The following is a 16240-nucleotide window of genomic DNA, read 5'->3' as shown; positions in this document are numbered from 1 at the left end:
ATATTCATCGACTTGACTCTGGAGCAACCACGAACTTTAGGCTAGCGCCCTGCGATCCCTACGACCAGGGGTGTCAGCTTTGCTGGGTCGCATGGCGTCGGCGAGTCGCGTACACCGTCGCCTGCCACCGCGCGACATCGCGGGCACGCGCGAACGATCCGCGGCGTCCGGAAATATCGAAGACTTCGACCTCGACCCGATTTTGCGAAAGCGCTTTTCGGAACGATGCCGGCGTCGCGAACCCCAGTTCCTTCCACAGCGAGGACGGGGGAACAAATTCCCCGTAGCGGTCCGTCAAGCGCGACTCGAATTCTTCGACAAGCTCACTCATCGCGAAATGCCCGGCTCTTCACAGGTTTGGTCTACGGTGTCGCATCAACGGTAGACGCAATCGGCGCGAACAAACAAGGCGATGCGTCGAAATCCGAGCACCTGCGGTACTGCGCCGCAAGTGTGAACTCGTTTTTCAGGATTTCCCGGTCAGCGAGCCGAATTCGCGGCGAATCTTGGCTAGGAGAGTGTCGAGTTCCCCAGCGTTGCCGCCGGTGTACGACAGGGCCAGGAGCGTCATCGGGTGGACCGACAGTACCTGGCAAATCGCCGTGAGTTTATTGAGCGTAGGGCTCTTCATGCCGCGCTCCAACGTACTCATGTACGTGCGGCTGGATACGTCAGCAAACGCTTCCTGGCTCAGGCCGCGCGCTTTGCGGGCCAACTTGAGTGCAGCAGGCAGGGAGCGTTTGGTGGGCATCCGTGAACTCTCGGGAATTCGCGGATGACAACCGATTGAACCCTATAGAACTACAATCTATAGTGTTCATTTGTAAGGGAATCCTTCTCTTCCGATGTTGTGCGAGCCCATCGTCGCGAGGTGACGAGCGGTGCCTGGGACGAATCTCACTGCCGATCTGTATTTCGTGTCCGCCTTGCGCGCCGGCGCCGACCGATCGCGTACCCGGCTATTACCGTTGGCCAACCTGAGGGAGCCGTTGGCGCCTCACGGCCGCTTCGCCCAACGCATGCTGCTGGCCCTGCAGAGCTTGGGCTACATCGAGCCGGAGCTGTCGCTGTCTTGGGCAGAGGACTGGCTGGATTCCCGTGACTGGCTGTCGCACGGGTTTGAGCACATCGGCTGGCGGATCCTGCGCTCGCCGGGCGCCTGCACCGAGGCGCTTCACGCGTGGGGTGACGCCCCCGGCACGAATGCCGATGTCTTGAAGACCTGGGCGCTCGTTTGGGAGAGCCTGGCACTGGCGGAGGTGGCCGAGTATGCCCAGTGCGTCCTGGCCGACACCGGGTTCAATCCGAATTGGGCGCGCGATGCCACCCAGGCGTTGCAGGCGGGACTCGCCCAGTTCAGCGTCCACCAAATTATGTACTTGGTGCACATCGCGCTTCGCTCCCTCGCGCTTGAGCAACGAAGATCGTTCCCTCGATACGGCCAACCCGGGCACGCGTTCACGGCCGCGATCCGCAACTACGTGCGCCGAGCCGCCGCAGAAGGCTGGGTGATCCGCGGCATGACGCGCCCGTCAGATCTGCCGCGCAGCGCGATCACCGCGATCTTTGCCGAGACGGTCACCGGCCTCGGTGAACGCTACTACACCGAATGCCCCTCGCTCGATGCGCTAGCGCGGACCGTCGCACAACGGCAGACGTGCCGCGGATCCCTGCCGACAGGCTCGCGATGAGTGTGCTGACTCCCGACATACCCGATGGTGTCGCGCTGGAAGGTCTGCTCCAGCAGGCGAGCGAGGAAGCGGCGTGGCGCCCCGCGTTCTACCGCAAGCTTCTGGAAAGCCCTGTGCTGGTCATCCTCCCCGATGAGGCACGTGCGCGACGCGTAGCTCGGCCGGACCGCATTCACTTCGTGCAGTGGAAGCGCATCGACGGTACCGACGCCATTCCATTTTTCTCGTCTGCACGAACGTTCTTCGAAGCGGCGCCGCAGGGCGCGCGCTGTCTGGTACTTGATACGCGACAGCTCCTCGAGCTGACGCGCGGTGCCATTCTTCATTTGAATCCGTATAGCGAATTCAATGTGGAACTGACTCCATCCGATGCCGAAGCATTGTTGTCCAACGGGACGCTGGTCGTGCCCGAAAGCTTCCGGCTCCAGGCGGAGCGGGAGATGTCTTTCCGCCGTGTCATCGATCCCCCTGTCACGATGCTGCACGCGTTGACGCTGCTCTATAGCCAACTCCCTCAGGTACTGTGCGCATACTTGGCGTCAGTGAAGGGGATGTACGAGGGACGTGAATCGCTGCTGTTGGGCCTCGACATCGATGGTGATCCCGAGCCCGTCGTACGCGACAGCAGCCTCGTGATCCGCGATACCTACCAGGGGCCCTACGACCTCGACATTGTCCACATCAAGCCTGGCAAGCAGGGCCTGTTGAACTCGGGATTCAATCCGACGTTTCGGTTCTTCGATCGGCGTATGGCGGATGTTCTCGCTGCCCCTTCGGCGCCCCGGACGGCGCAATAGCACAGGATTTCGGGCGACGTAGGCCGATAACCTCTTAGGGGCCACATTAAAAACGGGCGCTTAAGCGCACCCTCTCGCCGTGTCGTCATCCGCCCGAGCTGATCGCCCTCAATAGCATGGAGGGTCAAATACGTTGTCGCGCATGATCGTACAGCGCTCCAAAGAAGCGATCGATCCCTCGTCTGTCGCGCAATCGAAAGGCTTCAAGTAGTGCTGGAATCGAAAGCGTCGTAGATGTGGGAAATCGCTGCAATTTGTTCCGCCGATCCACCAAGGCTAACTCCAACATTTCGGGAGAACGGATGCGAAGTAGGTCCACGTAAACTCTGCGCGCGTCAGTGGAAATCGAAGGGCCAGCAATTTCGATCACTGGTGGTTCGCACAGCAGATACATGGCTTCCCCCACACTTTTGGCGTGGATGATCTGCTCTCGGCGCCAGTACCAATTGAGATAGCGTCGTAACCTACGGGTTTGCCAAAACCGATTCGGCGGCGGTCCTTCAAACGTCCAGAACGCATCGATCGCTTCAGTGATGGCGTCGCGAAACATCTCGAGCACGTTCTGCTCATCCGACGCGTTTCCTTGACGAAGGATGAAATCAACTTGGTGCAAAGTACCGTATGCGTCGGCAATGTAGTCCAAACGCTCCAGGCAATTGGGAAAGCTACCTATTCCCGTAGCTGTGTTCTCGGTGAGATTTTGATATTCGTGTAGATATTCGTGCCATAGAAACGCCCTCGCGAGTCGTTGAACCGTTGAGGCATCGCCGTTCGCGGCCTGATACATTGCAACCAGCATTCGATCAGGCAAATACCAGCGGCGTGAATCGCGATCAAAGCGGAATTCGGTTGCGTCATCACTTGCTATAGAATGTCTTTCGTTCACGAGCTCCCAAATAGAAGCTAGTTCGGTAGGGCAAGGGCGTGCATCCTTCAGCGCCGGAACTAGGTACGACGGCCATGCCCCGTCGGCACGCAGCTTTCGCGCGTGGTCGTTGATATCCGTGAGGGCCTGCGACCAGATGTCCCTCGCGGATCGAGCGATTGACAGTTCGTCGTCTGATAGCGGAGCCTGCACGTAAGCTGTTGCCTCGGGCGTCAGTAAGATTGCAGGTGTCTGTGGCGGTGAATCTTTCGCCCGGTAGCGATAAGTCTGCACACGGCGACCGTTTCGCAAGCGGAGTTCCTGTCCGGCTGCTAGACATGCCGAAACTGGCCCAGCCAGGAAGAGGTGAATTGTTCGCGTACTCGGTCGCACTTTCTCGATTTCGGCCAATACGCGACGCACTTCGATGCGGAAGGCCTCAACATCTGTCTGAGCGCGCACTAGGCCTGGTCGGGGAAGCGCCCCCTTCGGACGAATCGTGATGTCGGCCAGACGATCCGGTACGGCCGCGTGGACGTCGCGAGACTGAACCGGGTAAGACAGTTCGATTCTTAGAACAACATCGCCGGGGACATCCAAAGCCTCCGCCGGAACGCCAATCGATTCGAATGCTAGCGCTCCTTCCTTGTCAGGCCAGTGGAACACTTCCTGATCTCGATCATAGTCACGGCAGGCCAACCGATGTTCATCGCTCAGAAAAGCAGAAAGGGCTAACAGTGTGGGAACTTCGTCGATGCCTACATACAGAAGTGCCGCCGGCCCATGTTCTTCGAGGTTAGCTAGCACCTCAGATGCGAAAGCGCGCACTTGAGCGTCGATCGGCCCCCAATAGCCGCTCGCGATACTATTTTCGTGTGTCCGAGTATCTAACCGCAGGGTCATTTGCGGAAGTCTGCGTTCGTCGTCAGTAAGCGCGGCCGCGACCTCAGCTTCGCCGGTGGCGCGAATCGAGCTTATACCGTGGAGAATTAGAAGTCGGGGGTGAGCCATGCAGTGCCACCTCTGGAAATCTCAGACGCATTTGGATTGCAAGCCTAGTAACAGATCCACGAGTGCGGAAAGCTACTACTACAAGTAATCACTATCCCAATTTAGTGAGGACAGCGATGGAGTAAACGCGCGCGAAACTGCTGTTGCCAATGGAGAGAACTTTAGTTCGGCAATCGCGACGCCGGTCTTGTTTGGCGCAGCAACACCGTTTAGCAGTGGCTGAGCTTGATTCGAGCTAGTGTCCTCACTCAAGGCAGGATGCCGTCCGCCACCGGTCCATTTTCCAGTGGCGTGCCAGCCCTCGTAGCTCACAAGCCAATCTATGACCCACGGAACAATCGTGTCCGCGATCGCGAGTGACGAATCCCATTCGTCCGATTGCGGATCGAAAACGCAAAGGCGGGAATTCAGCGGATGCTTGCTATCGAAATAGATATGGGGGACACGCTCACCGGGCGCAAATTCCGTATACAGCTCCAGGGCGGGATCGACCAGCCAAATTTGAGGACGGATGCTCGCTACCCAGATATCGCCAATCCAACGGCCAAGCGAGTACGCAATGCGAAGCTCGTAGCGCTGGCACAATGGCCGAACGTGCCCCACCCAGTTGACGCACCACCCTCCATCAAAGGTAAGGCGAAAGTCCGGAAAGCGTGATCGCATCCGTGCAATCTGCTCCCGCATGGATAACACCGCGGCCGTCAGTCGCTCCCGAAATTGGTATGCGAAGGCGTCGATATGCTGCCTGCTCGTGCAGAACCGGCAGCTACGCCACTCGCAGCCAACCCAAAGGAACCGGAGCCGGGATTGTGATAGGACTGTCCCTTCGTGATTGCATTACCGGTCGCACGATTGAAAGCTTCGACGACATCAGCGGTTGCGTTCTCGCCAAACAGCTCGGCCAGAATCGTTCGCATGGTACCGAGGCTGACTCCAGCGACGAGCCGTTCGAGCTTTCGAACGAGGTCATGTAAGTCAGCAATGAACACGCGTTGATCCGTTGCGGCTTCGGGCCAGCGGTCGCTAAAAACGTCCTTATCACAGGCCGGATTTCTAACTTCAATCAACCGGTGTTTGATTTCCGCGGCTTCAAAGAACGCTTGCAATGCTCGAGCTTGAAACAACATTTCCTCGGACAAAGTCGTCGTGCGATTCGCGGAGTCGGCGACAAGTTTAGCAAGCATTACCGAGGGCGGCCGCCGCCCATTGCGTGTATCGTAGCGAACGTTTCGCCAACGCTTTAGCAATTGCAGCGCGATAACCGCTTTTGACTTCTTGTGAGCAGGGGTTTGATCCGGCACGGGTTCTGCCTCTGCTGCCTTGGTGAGCAGCATTTCCCGACCGTACACGACCTCCTGTTCCGCAAAGAGCTTCGAAAACTCTAGCTCAGGGGGAGTCTTTGTGTTGAACCATTCGGCGAAGCCATACGGATTGGCAAGGACAAATTTGTCGCCCACCAGGGCAAATCGATTCTTGGCGTGCGAGATGTTTCCGCAGCGCTCCGACAGTTGAGGTTGTCGGATCAAAGGTGTCACGTCGAGATGCATGTTATCGGCGTACTGGATTTGAATACACCTAGTGCATCGCGTTGTCATATCGAAGTAGCGCGACCCGCGCTCACCACGAATCGCTTGCTCAAGCAGATTGAGCACCTGATGGGGCGGAGTAGTTTCGGGAATGTCGAGCTCGGCGATCACATCGATGTCGTACTCGTCGGTACGCAGCTTTGATGCGATGGTCGATCCGGTTGCCATCGAGCCCTGTGCATAGAAGAGTTGGACGCGATCTTTCAGCGGGCTGCCTTCGCGCTCGATCCATGTGTTGACAGTCCCGTACCGCTCGACGGCGAGCTTGTAGTGGCTTGGTGCGAGCTGGATTCGAATCGCTATGTTCGCCAGCAGGACATCGAGCGCAGTAGCTAGCGGGCTAGTCGGGGGCAAATTGACAACGGCCATGATTGGTCCCTCGGCAAAGTACACACGGCATCCTGCCGCCACGCCGTCTCACGGAATGCGACCGAGCTGGGGCATTGCGGCGTAGTTTGTGCCGATCGCCGCACTTTCAAGGGGTGACTACAACATCTTGTGCTTTTTTGCCCTCACTACCCCTACTGGGATTCATGCGCCGCGATGGATGATCTGTACCGCGTGAGCAGCTTGTTACCGCAATTTCTAGGCTCGGGCGGGATAACCTCACATTATCCCGTGTGAAAAATCTGCGTACTCCTCCTGTTCTGTCTCATTGAATAACATGTAATTACGTGGTATGTAATGCCGTACGAAATTCACTGGTGATGGGTGTCACCATGGCCCGGGGTGGCGTCTACAAGACCGAAGTCGAGAAGGCGCGCAACGCGCTGCTCGCACAGGGAAAGCATCCGTCCGTTGACGCGGTGCGCGTTGCCCTGGGCAACACGGGCTCCAAGACGACGATCCACCGTCACCTCAAGGAGCTTGAAGCCGAGGACGCCAAGGGCGTTGGTGGGAAATATCCGGTTAGCGACGCGCTGGCAGATCTGGTGAGTCGCCTGGCCGGACAGCTCAACGGCGAGGCCGATGCACGGATTGCGGACGCCCAGGCACGGTGTGACGCCCAGCTGCGCGATCGTGCGGCCGCGCTGGAGCAAGCCCGCCAGGAGAGCGCGACGCTGGCCGATCAGCTACGCCACACTCAGGGGGCGCTGCAAGCCAAGCAGGCCGAACACGAGGCTGACCAGGCCCGCTTGGCCGAGGCTTTGGCAACGGTGCGTCAGTTTGAGGAGCGCATCGCCGGCATGACCACACGCCTGGACGAGCGCGATGCCCACGCGCAGTCCCTGGAGCAGAAGCACACGCATGCCCGCGAGGCACTCGAGCACTATCGAACGGCAGCCAAAGAACAGCGCGACCAGGAGCAGCGACGCCACGAGCACCAGGTGCAGCAGCTTCAGGTGGATCTGCGCGAGACGCGCGACAGCCTCACCGGCAAGAACCAGGAACTGTTGCAGCTCAACCGCGACAACGTTCGGCTGACCGAACAGGCCGGCCAGCACGACCGCGAGGCACGCGACCTGCGCGCACACCTGCGCCGGCTCGACGAGGAAGTTCAGGCACTGCGCCCCGTCACCCGCGAACTCGACAGCCTGCAGATCCGCTACGCACAAGAGCAACTCGCCGGCGAGGGCCTGCGCGCGGAGCTGGCGGCCACGCGCGACGCACTGGCAACGGAACAGGCCGCGCGCCAGCTTGCCGAGACGACCGCTGCGCAGGCCGCCGCGCGTGCCCAGGCTTTCGATGACCTCCTCAAACGCAATGGGTCGATCTCATCCAATGAGACCTCGGCGCCGACCAACACCTAGCGCCACTGCAGCAAGGCTTTGCCGTGAGACCGGACGACCCTAAACTGGTCTCGTGGGAACCTTTTTGGAGGTGCAACACCATGGCAAAGAAAGATGCCCCCGGCATGCGGGGCCAACGGTCACGCAATGACAGCGGCCCGTTGCGTCAAAAGCGCGGCGACACCAACGTCGGCACGATCGAGCAGCAGTACAACCGCGACTTCGGTGTTCGTAGCGATATGCACTTGGACACGCTGCTGGAGCAAACCGGCCATAAATCGCTGAACGATCTGATTCGCAGCGACGCCGGCAAGAAACCCTAGGCACACACGGCAGAGTCGAGACCTTGGAAGACGTCCAAATCCTCGAGTACACCTTTCGCGAAACGGAAGACATGGGGCCGGTGACGACGCTGCTTGAGGGGCACGTATTCCATGTGACAAAGCAGCGATTCCTTCCAGCGATTCGAAAAACGGGCTACTTGTTGCCCAACGAAGCCGGTACGCGACCAAGCACATTTGGGTTGAGATCCAACTCGTTCTTCTTGCGACGCGGTTGTGTCTCCCTGTTCGACTATCGGACCATTCCTGACGATCCGGATTACAGACGTCGATGCTGGCCCCTCCAGGCAGCGGAACCCGGTGGTGACGGAATTGCCATTCTTTTCATCGACTCCGCACTCCACGATCGCCTGATTCCGTGGACGAAGTGGAACGATGAGAGGGCCTGGAGTGAGGTGGTTGTGCCGTACGTCGAGGCGGGATTCCAGGGGCCACTGCCGCTGACGCATATCGAGCGCGTTGTGTTAGTGACAGTTCTCGAAGACCCCAACAGCCTTGCGGCCATAGTGCGAGGAGCCCGAACGGAATCTCAAAACAACGAGGGCATTGGGTAGTTCCGTCGACGCCAACAGTGGTGGGACGTCGGCCGCCGTCACCGATGAGCACGTAGAACCGTCCCCTCGTGACGCCAGGCGTCAGCTCGTACGGATCGCTCGGCACGAGTTTTTGCCGGAACTCACTTTACGCGGAGACGTCATGGCGACAACGCGAAGAACTGACATCGAAGTGCGCGTACGCGAGGCGCTTCGCGTGCTCCGAGCAGCGGGCAAGGTAGAAGACGCGGGGCTCGAACTCAAAGGCTCCCCGCCAAGCGCTGAAACCAAGGCAGCACAGCTTGCCGGCGCTGCCAATGCATCGGGCGGAGAATCCATCGTTTGGGTATTTGGTATTGCCGACGACGGCGCCTTCGTGGACATCTCTGGGTTCGAATTCGATGACTGGTTTGCCAGGATGCCCGGTCAATTCGATGGCCCATATCCTGAGCCCACGATCGCGTGGCTCGACCACGAGGGAAACGCCATCCTGGCGGTGTCCTTCCGAACCGATCATGCACCGTATGTCGTGAAGCGCGTCGCCGATCCGCGGCAACGCGAGACGCCTTGGCGAGAAGGCGCGCACACGCGAACCGCGACGCGAAGCGAACTGATTCGAATGCTTCTTCCGCAAGCACGCTTACCGCACATTGAAATTCTTGGCGGAAGCGTCGCTTTTGAGCCGCAACCCGGACAATCGCCGGACCTCGTCAAGGATGTTGTGTTTGCGGCGGAGCTCTTCGTCGACCCTGCCGATGCCAACGGATTCCACCTCTCAAAGCATCGCTGTGAATTGTCAGTGCAGCTGGGAGAGAAGACGTTTGTTGCCACAGCGGGAAACGTCGCTCTTCAAGCCACCGACCATGAGCGATACCCGCAAACAGCCGCCGTGCGACCTACGTCAGCCGGCTTGCATATCCAGGGGCCAGGAAGTTTTGCACTCAATACGACGCGCATCGGCCAGCTGCCGGCAGACGTGCTGAACGGTCTTACGGAAGCGACCGTCGTGATCACGCTGGGATTCGGTCCGCCTGTGGGACTCGTGCAAGCGAGGGTCACGACGAGGGCGTTCGCTCGAGATCGCATGATGATCGTGCCTGGCACACTCCTGGCGCTTGCGCGGCGATGATGACGGGCTGGAGAAACGAGCGAGAGCCCACGGCGATGTCACCACCCCGCGTCCGGATCTAACAATTCCTTAACCTTTAATCAGAAACTAAAGTGCTTGTTGGATCATTGGGCCAGAATGGCCCAACCATGCAACTGCTCCTTGTTGAAGATGACGCCATGCTGGGAGGCAGCATTTGCGAAGGCGCGCGTCTGAGCGGTTGGAACATCGACCACGTGACCGATGCTGTCGCGGCACGGGCGGCACTCACCGATATGCGGCCGTACTGCTCGACATTGGCCTGCCCGGCGACTCGGGGCTCACCGACGCCAAGCCCGAAAGCGATACGAGGTGCTGCAGCGCCGAGACTTCCATTTCGTTGTGCTGTTCGAACCCCAGCGTCTCTAAGCCCACCCATTCCAGCCGGCGGGCGGTATCGACCTCGATGATGCGCGGGCTCACCTGCGAAGTCTTGCGCACGAGCCAGTTCAGTGCGGCCGCGTCGCCGTCGATCGTCAATTCCCAACCCATAGAGCCCTCCAGAATGGGATGGCGAGAGGAAATCCAGCCACTGGCCCCCAAGTTTAGGCTTGAACGCGACGAGAGGGACCGGGCGGCGGCCTAGTTTTGAACTGCAACACCGGTTCGGAACAGCAACCTACGCTTTGGTCGCTACAAATAGCACGAAATCCGAGATCATCCCAAGAATGACGGCACTATGCACCCGAGTATAAGAATGCGCATAGAATTCGTCGAGGTCCGCGGGGAGCGATGTAGGACTAAGGCTTGCTTTGTTTCCTGGCTTTTCAGTGTCTCGCTCTATATTGGAGTCGCGTCTGTCGACGGTACAAGCTCATGCAAATCGTAGTCATTGATGCCAATGTGCTGCTGCAGTGTCGTTCGCTCAACGAGTTACCGTGGCAGGAATTGAGCGAATCGCTCCGTGTCGTTGTACCGTTTGCCGTCATCAAGGAAGTTGACGCGTTAAAGGGTGACGGTAACAGTCGGCGCGCACAGCGAGCGCGTAAAGCATCTGCGTTGTTTGCGCAGGCGCTGAGGTCACGCGGTGAAAAAATGCCCCTCAGCGGGACCGCGCCGCGGACCTGGGAACTGGGTTCCGGCCGGATGCGTGAGCATCCTGCATTGAGCCCATCCGAGGCCGACGATCGTCTGGTCGCCGAAGCGTTAGCGCTGGCTGATGAAGTGCCGGTCATGGTGCTGTCGGGCGATACCATCGTACGTTACAAGGCGATGTTAGTGGGGCTCAACGCCGAGGAGATTCCGGATACTTGGCGCCTGCCGCCGGAACCCAATGATTCGGAACGTCGTTTGGCGGCGATGGAGCGGCGGCTGCAAGCGATCGAGTCCCGCGTGCCGCAATTGACGCTCAGGTTATTTGTTGGACGCGAGACTATGCTGACCACGCAAGTCCGGGTGACCGTGCACCGCTGCAGGGCGCTCGGGGAAGATGAGATTGATGAGCTCGTCGCAATTGCGCGCGAGCGTCGCCCCATGGCTACTGAAGAGGCTATTCGCTCGTCGGCGCGATCGGAGATCTTGTCCACTAATCTGTTGAGTGGCAGACCGCCCGGAAAATTCGAGATTTACACGTACCAGAATGTTCTTTACCCGCAATGGGTGGAGGAAGTGCGCACATGGATCGGCGAATACGTGCGTTGGCGCAACGACCAATTGCGCACTATTGCACTGAGATTCGAACTGAGCAACAACGGTACTGTTCCAGCAGATGGTTTGCTGCTCGAGTACGAAGCCAGTAGCGACGCGTTGCTGGCACCGTCAGCAGACGATGACGATGCGATGGAAAACGTTCGACCACCTTTTCCTCGGCCGCCAACGGTCCCACGGGCAGCAGATGATCGGCTGAGCACGTTAACTACGCCCTACTTCCCGAATATCCCTGAGAGCCGCCTAAACCGTGATCGATATCAGTTCTACCCGCGATTTCAGACGACGCGTCCGGAGCCGATCCTCGGATTCGAGTGCGGAGAGTTTCGCCACGGTTCAATTCAGTCGTTCGATGTCGCAATGCTCGTTCCGACCACCAGCAACAGCGGCCGGCTTGGATTGACCGTGCGCGCAACAGCGCGAAACCTTCCCGAGCCGTGGCACCAGGTCACGCCCGCCTTCTATACCGTCGAGGAATTCGATCTGTTGCCGGAGCTGCGTCAATTGGTCGATCCGCCACGCAAGCCGAAGAAAAAGCCTGGCGTAACGCTTCGGCTAGACATTGGTAAGAAAATCGTCCCGGGCGCCGCGGACGACTAGTCGCGCTCAGGTCTCTAACCTTCGATTACCGGTCTTAACGCCGCGCTCTACGGCGCCGACTTTTTGTCGCGAAAGTGCACCCTGACGACAAAGACGCAATGCTACAAGGGGATCTGAAAACGAGATGAGCATCGCAACCACAGCCCCTGAAAAGTACGACTTCCAGGATTTGGTCTGCCTTTGGCTGTTTCTTCGTTTCGCCCCCACCGAGTTGCGCGCCGAGTTTGGCGGAGAGGACGCGCAGATTTCTCTGTCCGGAACATCCTTACCCCTCGACGTGCAAGTCAAGGGTGCGGCCGGGCCAATTACCATGGATACGTTGGCGGATGTACTCACACATTTTCCGCCTCGCAGTTCTACTTCGCCATTATTGGAGCGACTGGTCGCTTCACAGGCCGCTCTCCTACTCGTCTGCGCTGGCCGTGCGAATGATGCGACATCGGTGATCGTCAGGGATGCTGCAACTTGGAACGACGCAGGAAGTTCAATCAGCATCAAGGACGCACAGCTGTTACTGGAGGCGCTTCACAAAACCACCTCCCCGAAACGGGGCGACGCAAAGCTTGCCGCGCAACGTCGCGCAGCGACAGCCAGACTACTAGCCACATTGGATGCATCGAAGCTGGCGACAATCAGCCCACGGGTGACGGTGTTCGAACGCATGACCCGGCAATGGGTGGACGGTGATTGCGAACGCCTGCTCCGGGCTCGGCAGGTGCCTGTCGACAAAGTACGGTCGCTGATCGATCAGCTTCAGGCAACGACGCGGAAGAACAAGGGTTCGACCGTCGATCTTGTACCTTTGTTGGAGGAACTAGTCGACGCGCAGAGTCAACCCACGATTGATCCGAAAAGTTATGTCGACAGAGAACAAGAAAGCAACTGGGAAGCGATACTCAAGGACGGCGATTGCATTTTGCTGACTGGTGAGCCTCGATGCGGAAAGACCTGGGCGGCGCGTCATTTGGTCGCAAGTTATCAACGCAATGGATACGAACTTGAGCAAGGCAGTTCGATTGAGGCGGCGGAACGTTTTTTGAGCAATCCCGGCACCCTCCACCGCATCTTTCTGCTTGAAGATCCACTTGGGGCAAGCGAGCCGGCGCCAGACGCCAACCGCCTTTGGCAGCGACTTGGCCAACTAATTGCCCATCTCCCCCTAAATCGTAAGCTTGTGGTTACGCAGTCGGCGCCGACTTTGCTAGTGATCGCACGTCAGAGCACACCGGCCAGATGCTCGCTCGGTGGGCGAATATGGATGGATCTCTCCAACCCGTCGTCTGCGTTTTTGCTCCGCGTCTGGGACGCGCTGGCTGACCAATACACATGGCCCAAGCCTGCTTCTCAAGCGTTTCGAGGCGCGCTTGAAACAGGCAATGCGAGACTGCCCGTGGGTTGCCTAGCGCATTTAGCATCGTCGCGCGAAAAGATTGATCTGACGACAACCGTCGAGCAAATGATCAGCATTGCGTCGCAAGATGCCCAGACATTCGGGCGGGATCTCGCGCGCACCTCCGTCACAATGGAGCGTTTGTTAATTGCACTCGCCATCTGTACGAACGCAGGTACTTCGGTGTCTGAAACAGACCTGGCGTTCATCCTTGACACAAAAACAACTGAGACACCCTCGTCAGTCCTGAGTGATGTGCTGGTTGTCAACTTCGGCGCCCCGCTGACAACAGGCCCATCCCGCCCTACTTATCGCGTGACGCCGTCGCTGCGAAAGAAAAGCCGGAATGCGCTGGGGGAGCTGGAACAACGTAGCATCATCGCCTGCGACACCCAGCGAAACTCGACATTCGGCCACCCTTTTTATCGCGGCGCGGCCGAATCGCTCATGCGCGACATGCCGTCGGATCTCGTCAGAACGGCTATCGCGATGTTTCGCAACGCAATCACATCGCCTGCTCCCGTGATCTCCCGCGCTGCTGCCAGGAATCTCTCGATGGCAATCGACGTGTTTGGCGAGACGTTGTGCGATGACATTGTCGATCTGGCCGAGATCGCTCTGGAGAGTGCGTTTCCTTCAACCCGTGATCTCGCGTTCGGATTTCTCGCAAGCAACGTGGAGCGCCTACCGGAACCCAGGCGAAAAGCAATGTCTGAGTGGGCTCAGAAAGTAGCGTATGTCCGCCTCGGGTCGCTGAGCTGGCAGGGCAGCGAACCATACCTTCCTCTGGATGGCATGACCGGTGGAAGTGAGCGGTATTACTTGTCTCGTCCGAAGGTAGCGGATGTTCGTGTGACGCTCGATGCGCTAGAACACGACAACCCTGGAATCCTTGGAACCAGGGAAGTGGTCGATGCGTTGAAATTTCTTACGGGACATCCGAACGCTCTTACGCGCAAAGCATTCGATCGGCTCTTCCGTTTCGATGAAGCTTCGATTCGCTCGACCGTCGCAGGAATCTGGCTCCAGGAAAATAGAATTTCACTCAGCGAAACTCTAGAAACAATCTTCAAGGATGCGCACCCCAATACCGCTTCCGCGGTATTGGAAGCAGTCACCGCCAACTGGGCCAGCTACGATGAGATAGTGCGAACTCGGCTTCTGGAAGAACTCAAAGGATGGGCCGCGCTTCCGATGCTCGCCCCCGCGCTGCTGGATTTCCTGGTCGTTTTTGGGCGCGTGGAGTACACAGGAACAAACACACCTTGGGATATTTTCGGGGCGCTATTGCCCGTTGCGCTAGCAACACTTCCCCCCGAGGCGCATTCCAACGACGCACGCCTCTATCATGCAGTCGAGTCGGGACTTTCTTCGTTGAGTGCGGCTTGCGTCTTGCAGATTGCTGAGGGCTGGTTCGGAATGCTGAAACGACGTCTTGGCGAGGGAAAACTGCCGGACGACTTCGCATTGGGGGTGGCGAGCCTGGTTCTCTCGTCACGTGAGACGCACACGACGGAAGAAACAGACTTCCTGTTGCGAGTCCTCAGTGTCTCTAGCACAGGTCCATTGCTCGTCTTTATCAAAGACATTGTTGCTCGATGGAATGTCGTTCATCCGAAGGAGCGGCAACGACTGCTGAGATTGCTCCAATCGGATCGAAGCGATCGCGAGTGGTTGCGCGCAGTAGCAATTTCCGCAGAGCGGGTACCGCAAGAAGTGGAGCATGTTGTGCTCGCCGGCAAGGTGACTCTTGACGCTTCACCGGAGGAGCTCTTGGCGGGCCTACCCGCCGACCTTCTCAGTTGCGTGGTCCATGTTTTTACAGGTGACCCACAGCCCCTTTGGTGGCTCGGTGTCCACCATATGGCTCGGCAGCGCTGGAAGCCGCTGATTGCACTCATCGCCACGCGGCCTGAACACTCCTGTTTCGAGCCGTGTTTTCAGGAAGTGATTGACCATGAGGGAGTAGACAAACTTTTGGAGGTGATCGCAGCGCTCCCTCCGGCCTCAATGCCATTCGTCTTCGACACCCTGCTGCGCGACAAGGCACGCAGGGTAGGTGACTTTCGCCCGCGTGCGTGGAGCGCAGTACTGAATCGGCTCCAAGGCATTGACTTAGATCGAGCACTGAAGCAAATCGACGAAGCTGCTCCGGCGCTGCTGGAGTCTGTCGTCGACATCCTCGAACTGGTCGACGATACAGGTTTGCGACGCCGGATACTCGACTGTGTTCACATTGACAGCGTGCTACTCGAACTCTCCTCCGTCACACTTGCGAGCGATCTGGAGTGCCCAAAGGAACTTGTGAAAATGGTCAGCGACCTAGTAGTTCATCTCTTGGCTAAGGCGCCGGCGCGCTTGGAGGATACCTACGATGTACTTAAACGCCGGTTTGCGAACGCCGGTGCGGAGCCTGATATTTTGACAATGCTCGAACAGCACAGGCTTGGGGCACTCAAACAATCGCGACAGTTAAAGGACACATTGCGCTCGCCGGATACCGAACCGGTGAACTGGATTCAGCCCTAGCAGTGTTCATGCCGATGTACTCAACTGATCAACACAACAGCTGCGCCCACCGAAACTCCCATTTGGGCCCGTCAGCCGATGCGCCGTCGAGAGCACCGCGGTACGGTGCACCACGCTGGAGAGCTTCCAGGGACCAGACTTGGCCTTCAATCCCGCGGCGACCAGCGCTTGATCGACCACTGAGGGTAACTCCCAGACCAGACCAGCCCTGTCTTGCCGCGACGCGCGACGTCGTCGACGACCTGTCCCCACTGCGGTCACGTAGCCACAGAAACGATGCCGTGAGTCTGTGCTTACCGTCTGACCCCTGGGCGCAAGCTACGCGTCTGCCGTTTCCATTTCGCGCGTCGCTGCGATCCTCGTTGTCGGCGCC

At 58.6% G+C, this 16240-nt stretch carries 14 protein-coding genes and 1 pseudogene; 9 read left to right on the top strand and 6 right to left on the bottom strand.

Translation table 11 applies throughout. The annotated features are described in order from the left end of the window. Nucleotides 1-73: 73 nt before the first annotated feature. Together OD750_RS09625 and OD750_RS09620 are read right to left on the bottom strand one after the other, a co-directional pair. Nucleotides 74-331, bottom strand: coding sequence for a hypothetical protein (locus OD750_RS09625; protein WP_263544865.1), 258 nt, complete (start codon nt 329-331; stop codon nt 74-76). A gap of 135 nt (nt 332-466) precedes the next feature. Beyond that, nucleotides 467-751, bottom strand: coding sequence for a helix-turn-helix domain-containing protein (locus OD750_RS09620; RefSeq protein WP_263544866.1), 285 nt, complete (start codon nt 749-751; stop codon nt 467-469). 268 nt (nt 752-1019) lie between these two features. On the opposite strand from OD750_RS09620, the gene OD750_RS09615 reads away from it, so the two are divergent. Further along, nucleotides 1020-1691: a hypothetical protein gene (locus tag OD750_RS09615; RefSeq protein ID WP_263544867.1), complete on the top strand. Its 672-nt coding sequence runs from the start codon at nt 1020-1022 to the stop codon at nt 1689-1691. Next, nucleotides 1688-2488 carry an enhanced serine sensitivity protein SseB C-terminal domain-containing protein gene (locus OD750_RS09610; RefSeq protein WP_263544868.1) on the top strand — a complete coding sequence of 267 codons (801 nt, stop codon included), beginning with the start codon at nt 1688-1690 and terminating at the stop codon, nt 2486-2488. Before OD750_RS09615 ends, OD750_RS09610 begins: the two co-directional genes overlap by 4 nt. A gap of 124 nt (nt 2489-2612) precedes the next feature. Here OD750_RS09610 and OD750_RS09605 read toward each other — a convergent pair whose 3' ends face one another. From OD750_RS09605 to OD750_RS09595, 3 genes are all read right to left on the bottom strand, one after another. Next, a complete protein-coding gene (locus tag OD750_RS09605; RefSeq protein WP_263544869.1) occupies nt 2613-4364 on the bottom strand; it encodes an SAVED domain-containing protein in 1752 nt (583 codons plus the stop codon). 78 nt (nt 4365-4442) lie between these two features. Continuing rightward, complete coding sequence (locus OD750_RS09600; RefSeq protein ID WP_263544870.1) at nt 4443-5048, bottom strand: type II CBASS E2 protein; 606 nt, start codon at nt 5046-5048, stop codon at nt 4443-4445. A gap of 17 nt (nt 5049-5065) precedes the next feature. Continuing rightward, the gene (locus OD750_RS09595) at nt 5066-6319 is read right to left on the bottom strand and encodes a nucleotidyltransferase domain-containing protein (RefSeq protein WP_263544871.1); all 1254 of its coding nucleotides are present in this window, start codon (nt 6317-6319) and stop codon (nt 5066-5068) included. A gap of 350 nt (nt 6320-6669) precedes the next feature. Between OD750_RS09595 and OD750_RS09590 the strand changes: the two genes are divergently transcribed. The 5 genes and pseudogenes from OD750_RS09590 to OD750_RS09570 all read left to right on the top strand — a co-directional run. Then, nucleotides 6670-7701: a DNA-binding protein gene (locus tag OD750_RS09590; RefSeq protein WP_425508223.1), complete on the top strand. Its 1032-nt coding sequence runs from the start codon at nt 6670-6672 to the stop codon at nt 7699-7701. Between the two features lie 80 nt (nt 7702-7781). Further along, on the top strand, nt 7782-8003 hold the full coding sequence (locus OD750_RS09585; RefSeq protein WP_263544873.1) for a hypothetical protein: 222 nt from the start codon (nt 7782-7784) through the stop codon (nt 8001-8003). 23 nt (nt 8004-8026) lie between these two features. Beyond that, nucleotides 8027-8575 carry a hypothetical protein gene (locus OD750_RS09580; protein WP_263544874.1) on the top strand — a complete coding sequence of 183 codons (549 nt, stop codon included), beginning with the start codon at nt 8027-8029 and terminating at the stop codon, nt 8573-8575. A gap of 142 nt (nt 8576-8717) precedes the next feature. Continuing rightward, on the top strand, nt 8718-9683 hold the full coding sequence (locus tag OD750_RS09575; RefSeq protein ID WP_263544875.1) for a hypothetical protein: 966 nt from the start codon (nt 8718-8720) through the stop codon (nt 9681-9683). A 128-nt stretch (nt 9684-9811) separates the two neighbouring features. Then, nucleotides 9812-9987 (top strand): annotated as a pseudogene (locus OD750_RS09570) (response regulator); the annotation flags it as partial. Here the strand turns inward: OD750_RS09570 and OD750_RS09565 are convergent. Beyond that, entirely contained in the window at nt 9930-10193 is a 264-nt protein-coding gene (locus OD750_RS09565; protein ID WP_263545069.1) for a hypothetical protein, read from the bottom strand. The pseudogene OD750_RS09570 and the gene OD750_RS09565 overlap by 58 nt on opposite strands. A 324-nt stretch (nt 10194-10517) precedes the next feature. Between OD750_RS09565 and OD750_RS09560 the strand changes: the two genes are divergently transcribed. Further along, a complete protein-coding gene (locus tag OD750_RS09560) occupies nt 10518-11948 on the top strand; it encodes a PIN domain-containing protein (protein WP_263544876.1) in 1431 nt (476 codons plus the stop codon). A gap of 124 nt (nt 11949-12072) precedes the next feature. After that, nucleotides 12073-15867, top strand: coding sequence for an nSTAND3 domain-containing NTPase (locus OD750_RS09555; RefSeq protein WP_263544877.1), 3795 nt, complete (start codon nt 12073-12075; stop codon nt 15865-15867). The last annotated feature ends 373 nt before the right edge of the window (nt 15868-16240 follow it).

This window comes from Tahibacter soli (assembly GCF_025717065.2).
Taxonomy (GTDB): Bacteria; Pseudomonadota; Gammaproteobacteria; order Xanthomonadales; family Rhodanobacteraceae; genus Tahibacter; species Tahibacter soli.
This window is presented reverse-complemented; position numbering and strand designations above follow the sequence as displayed.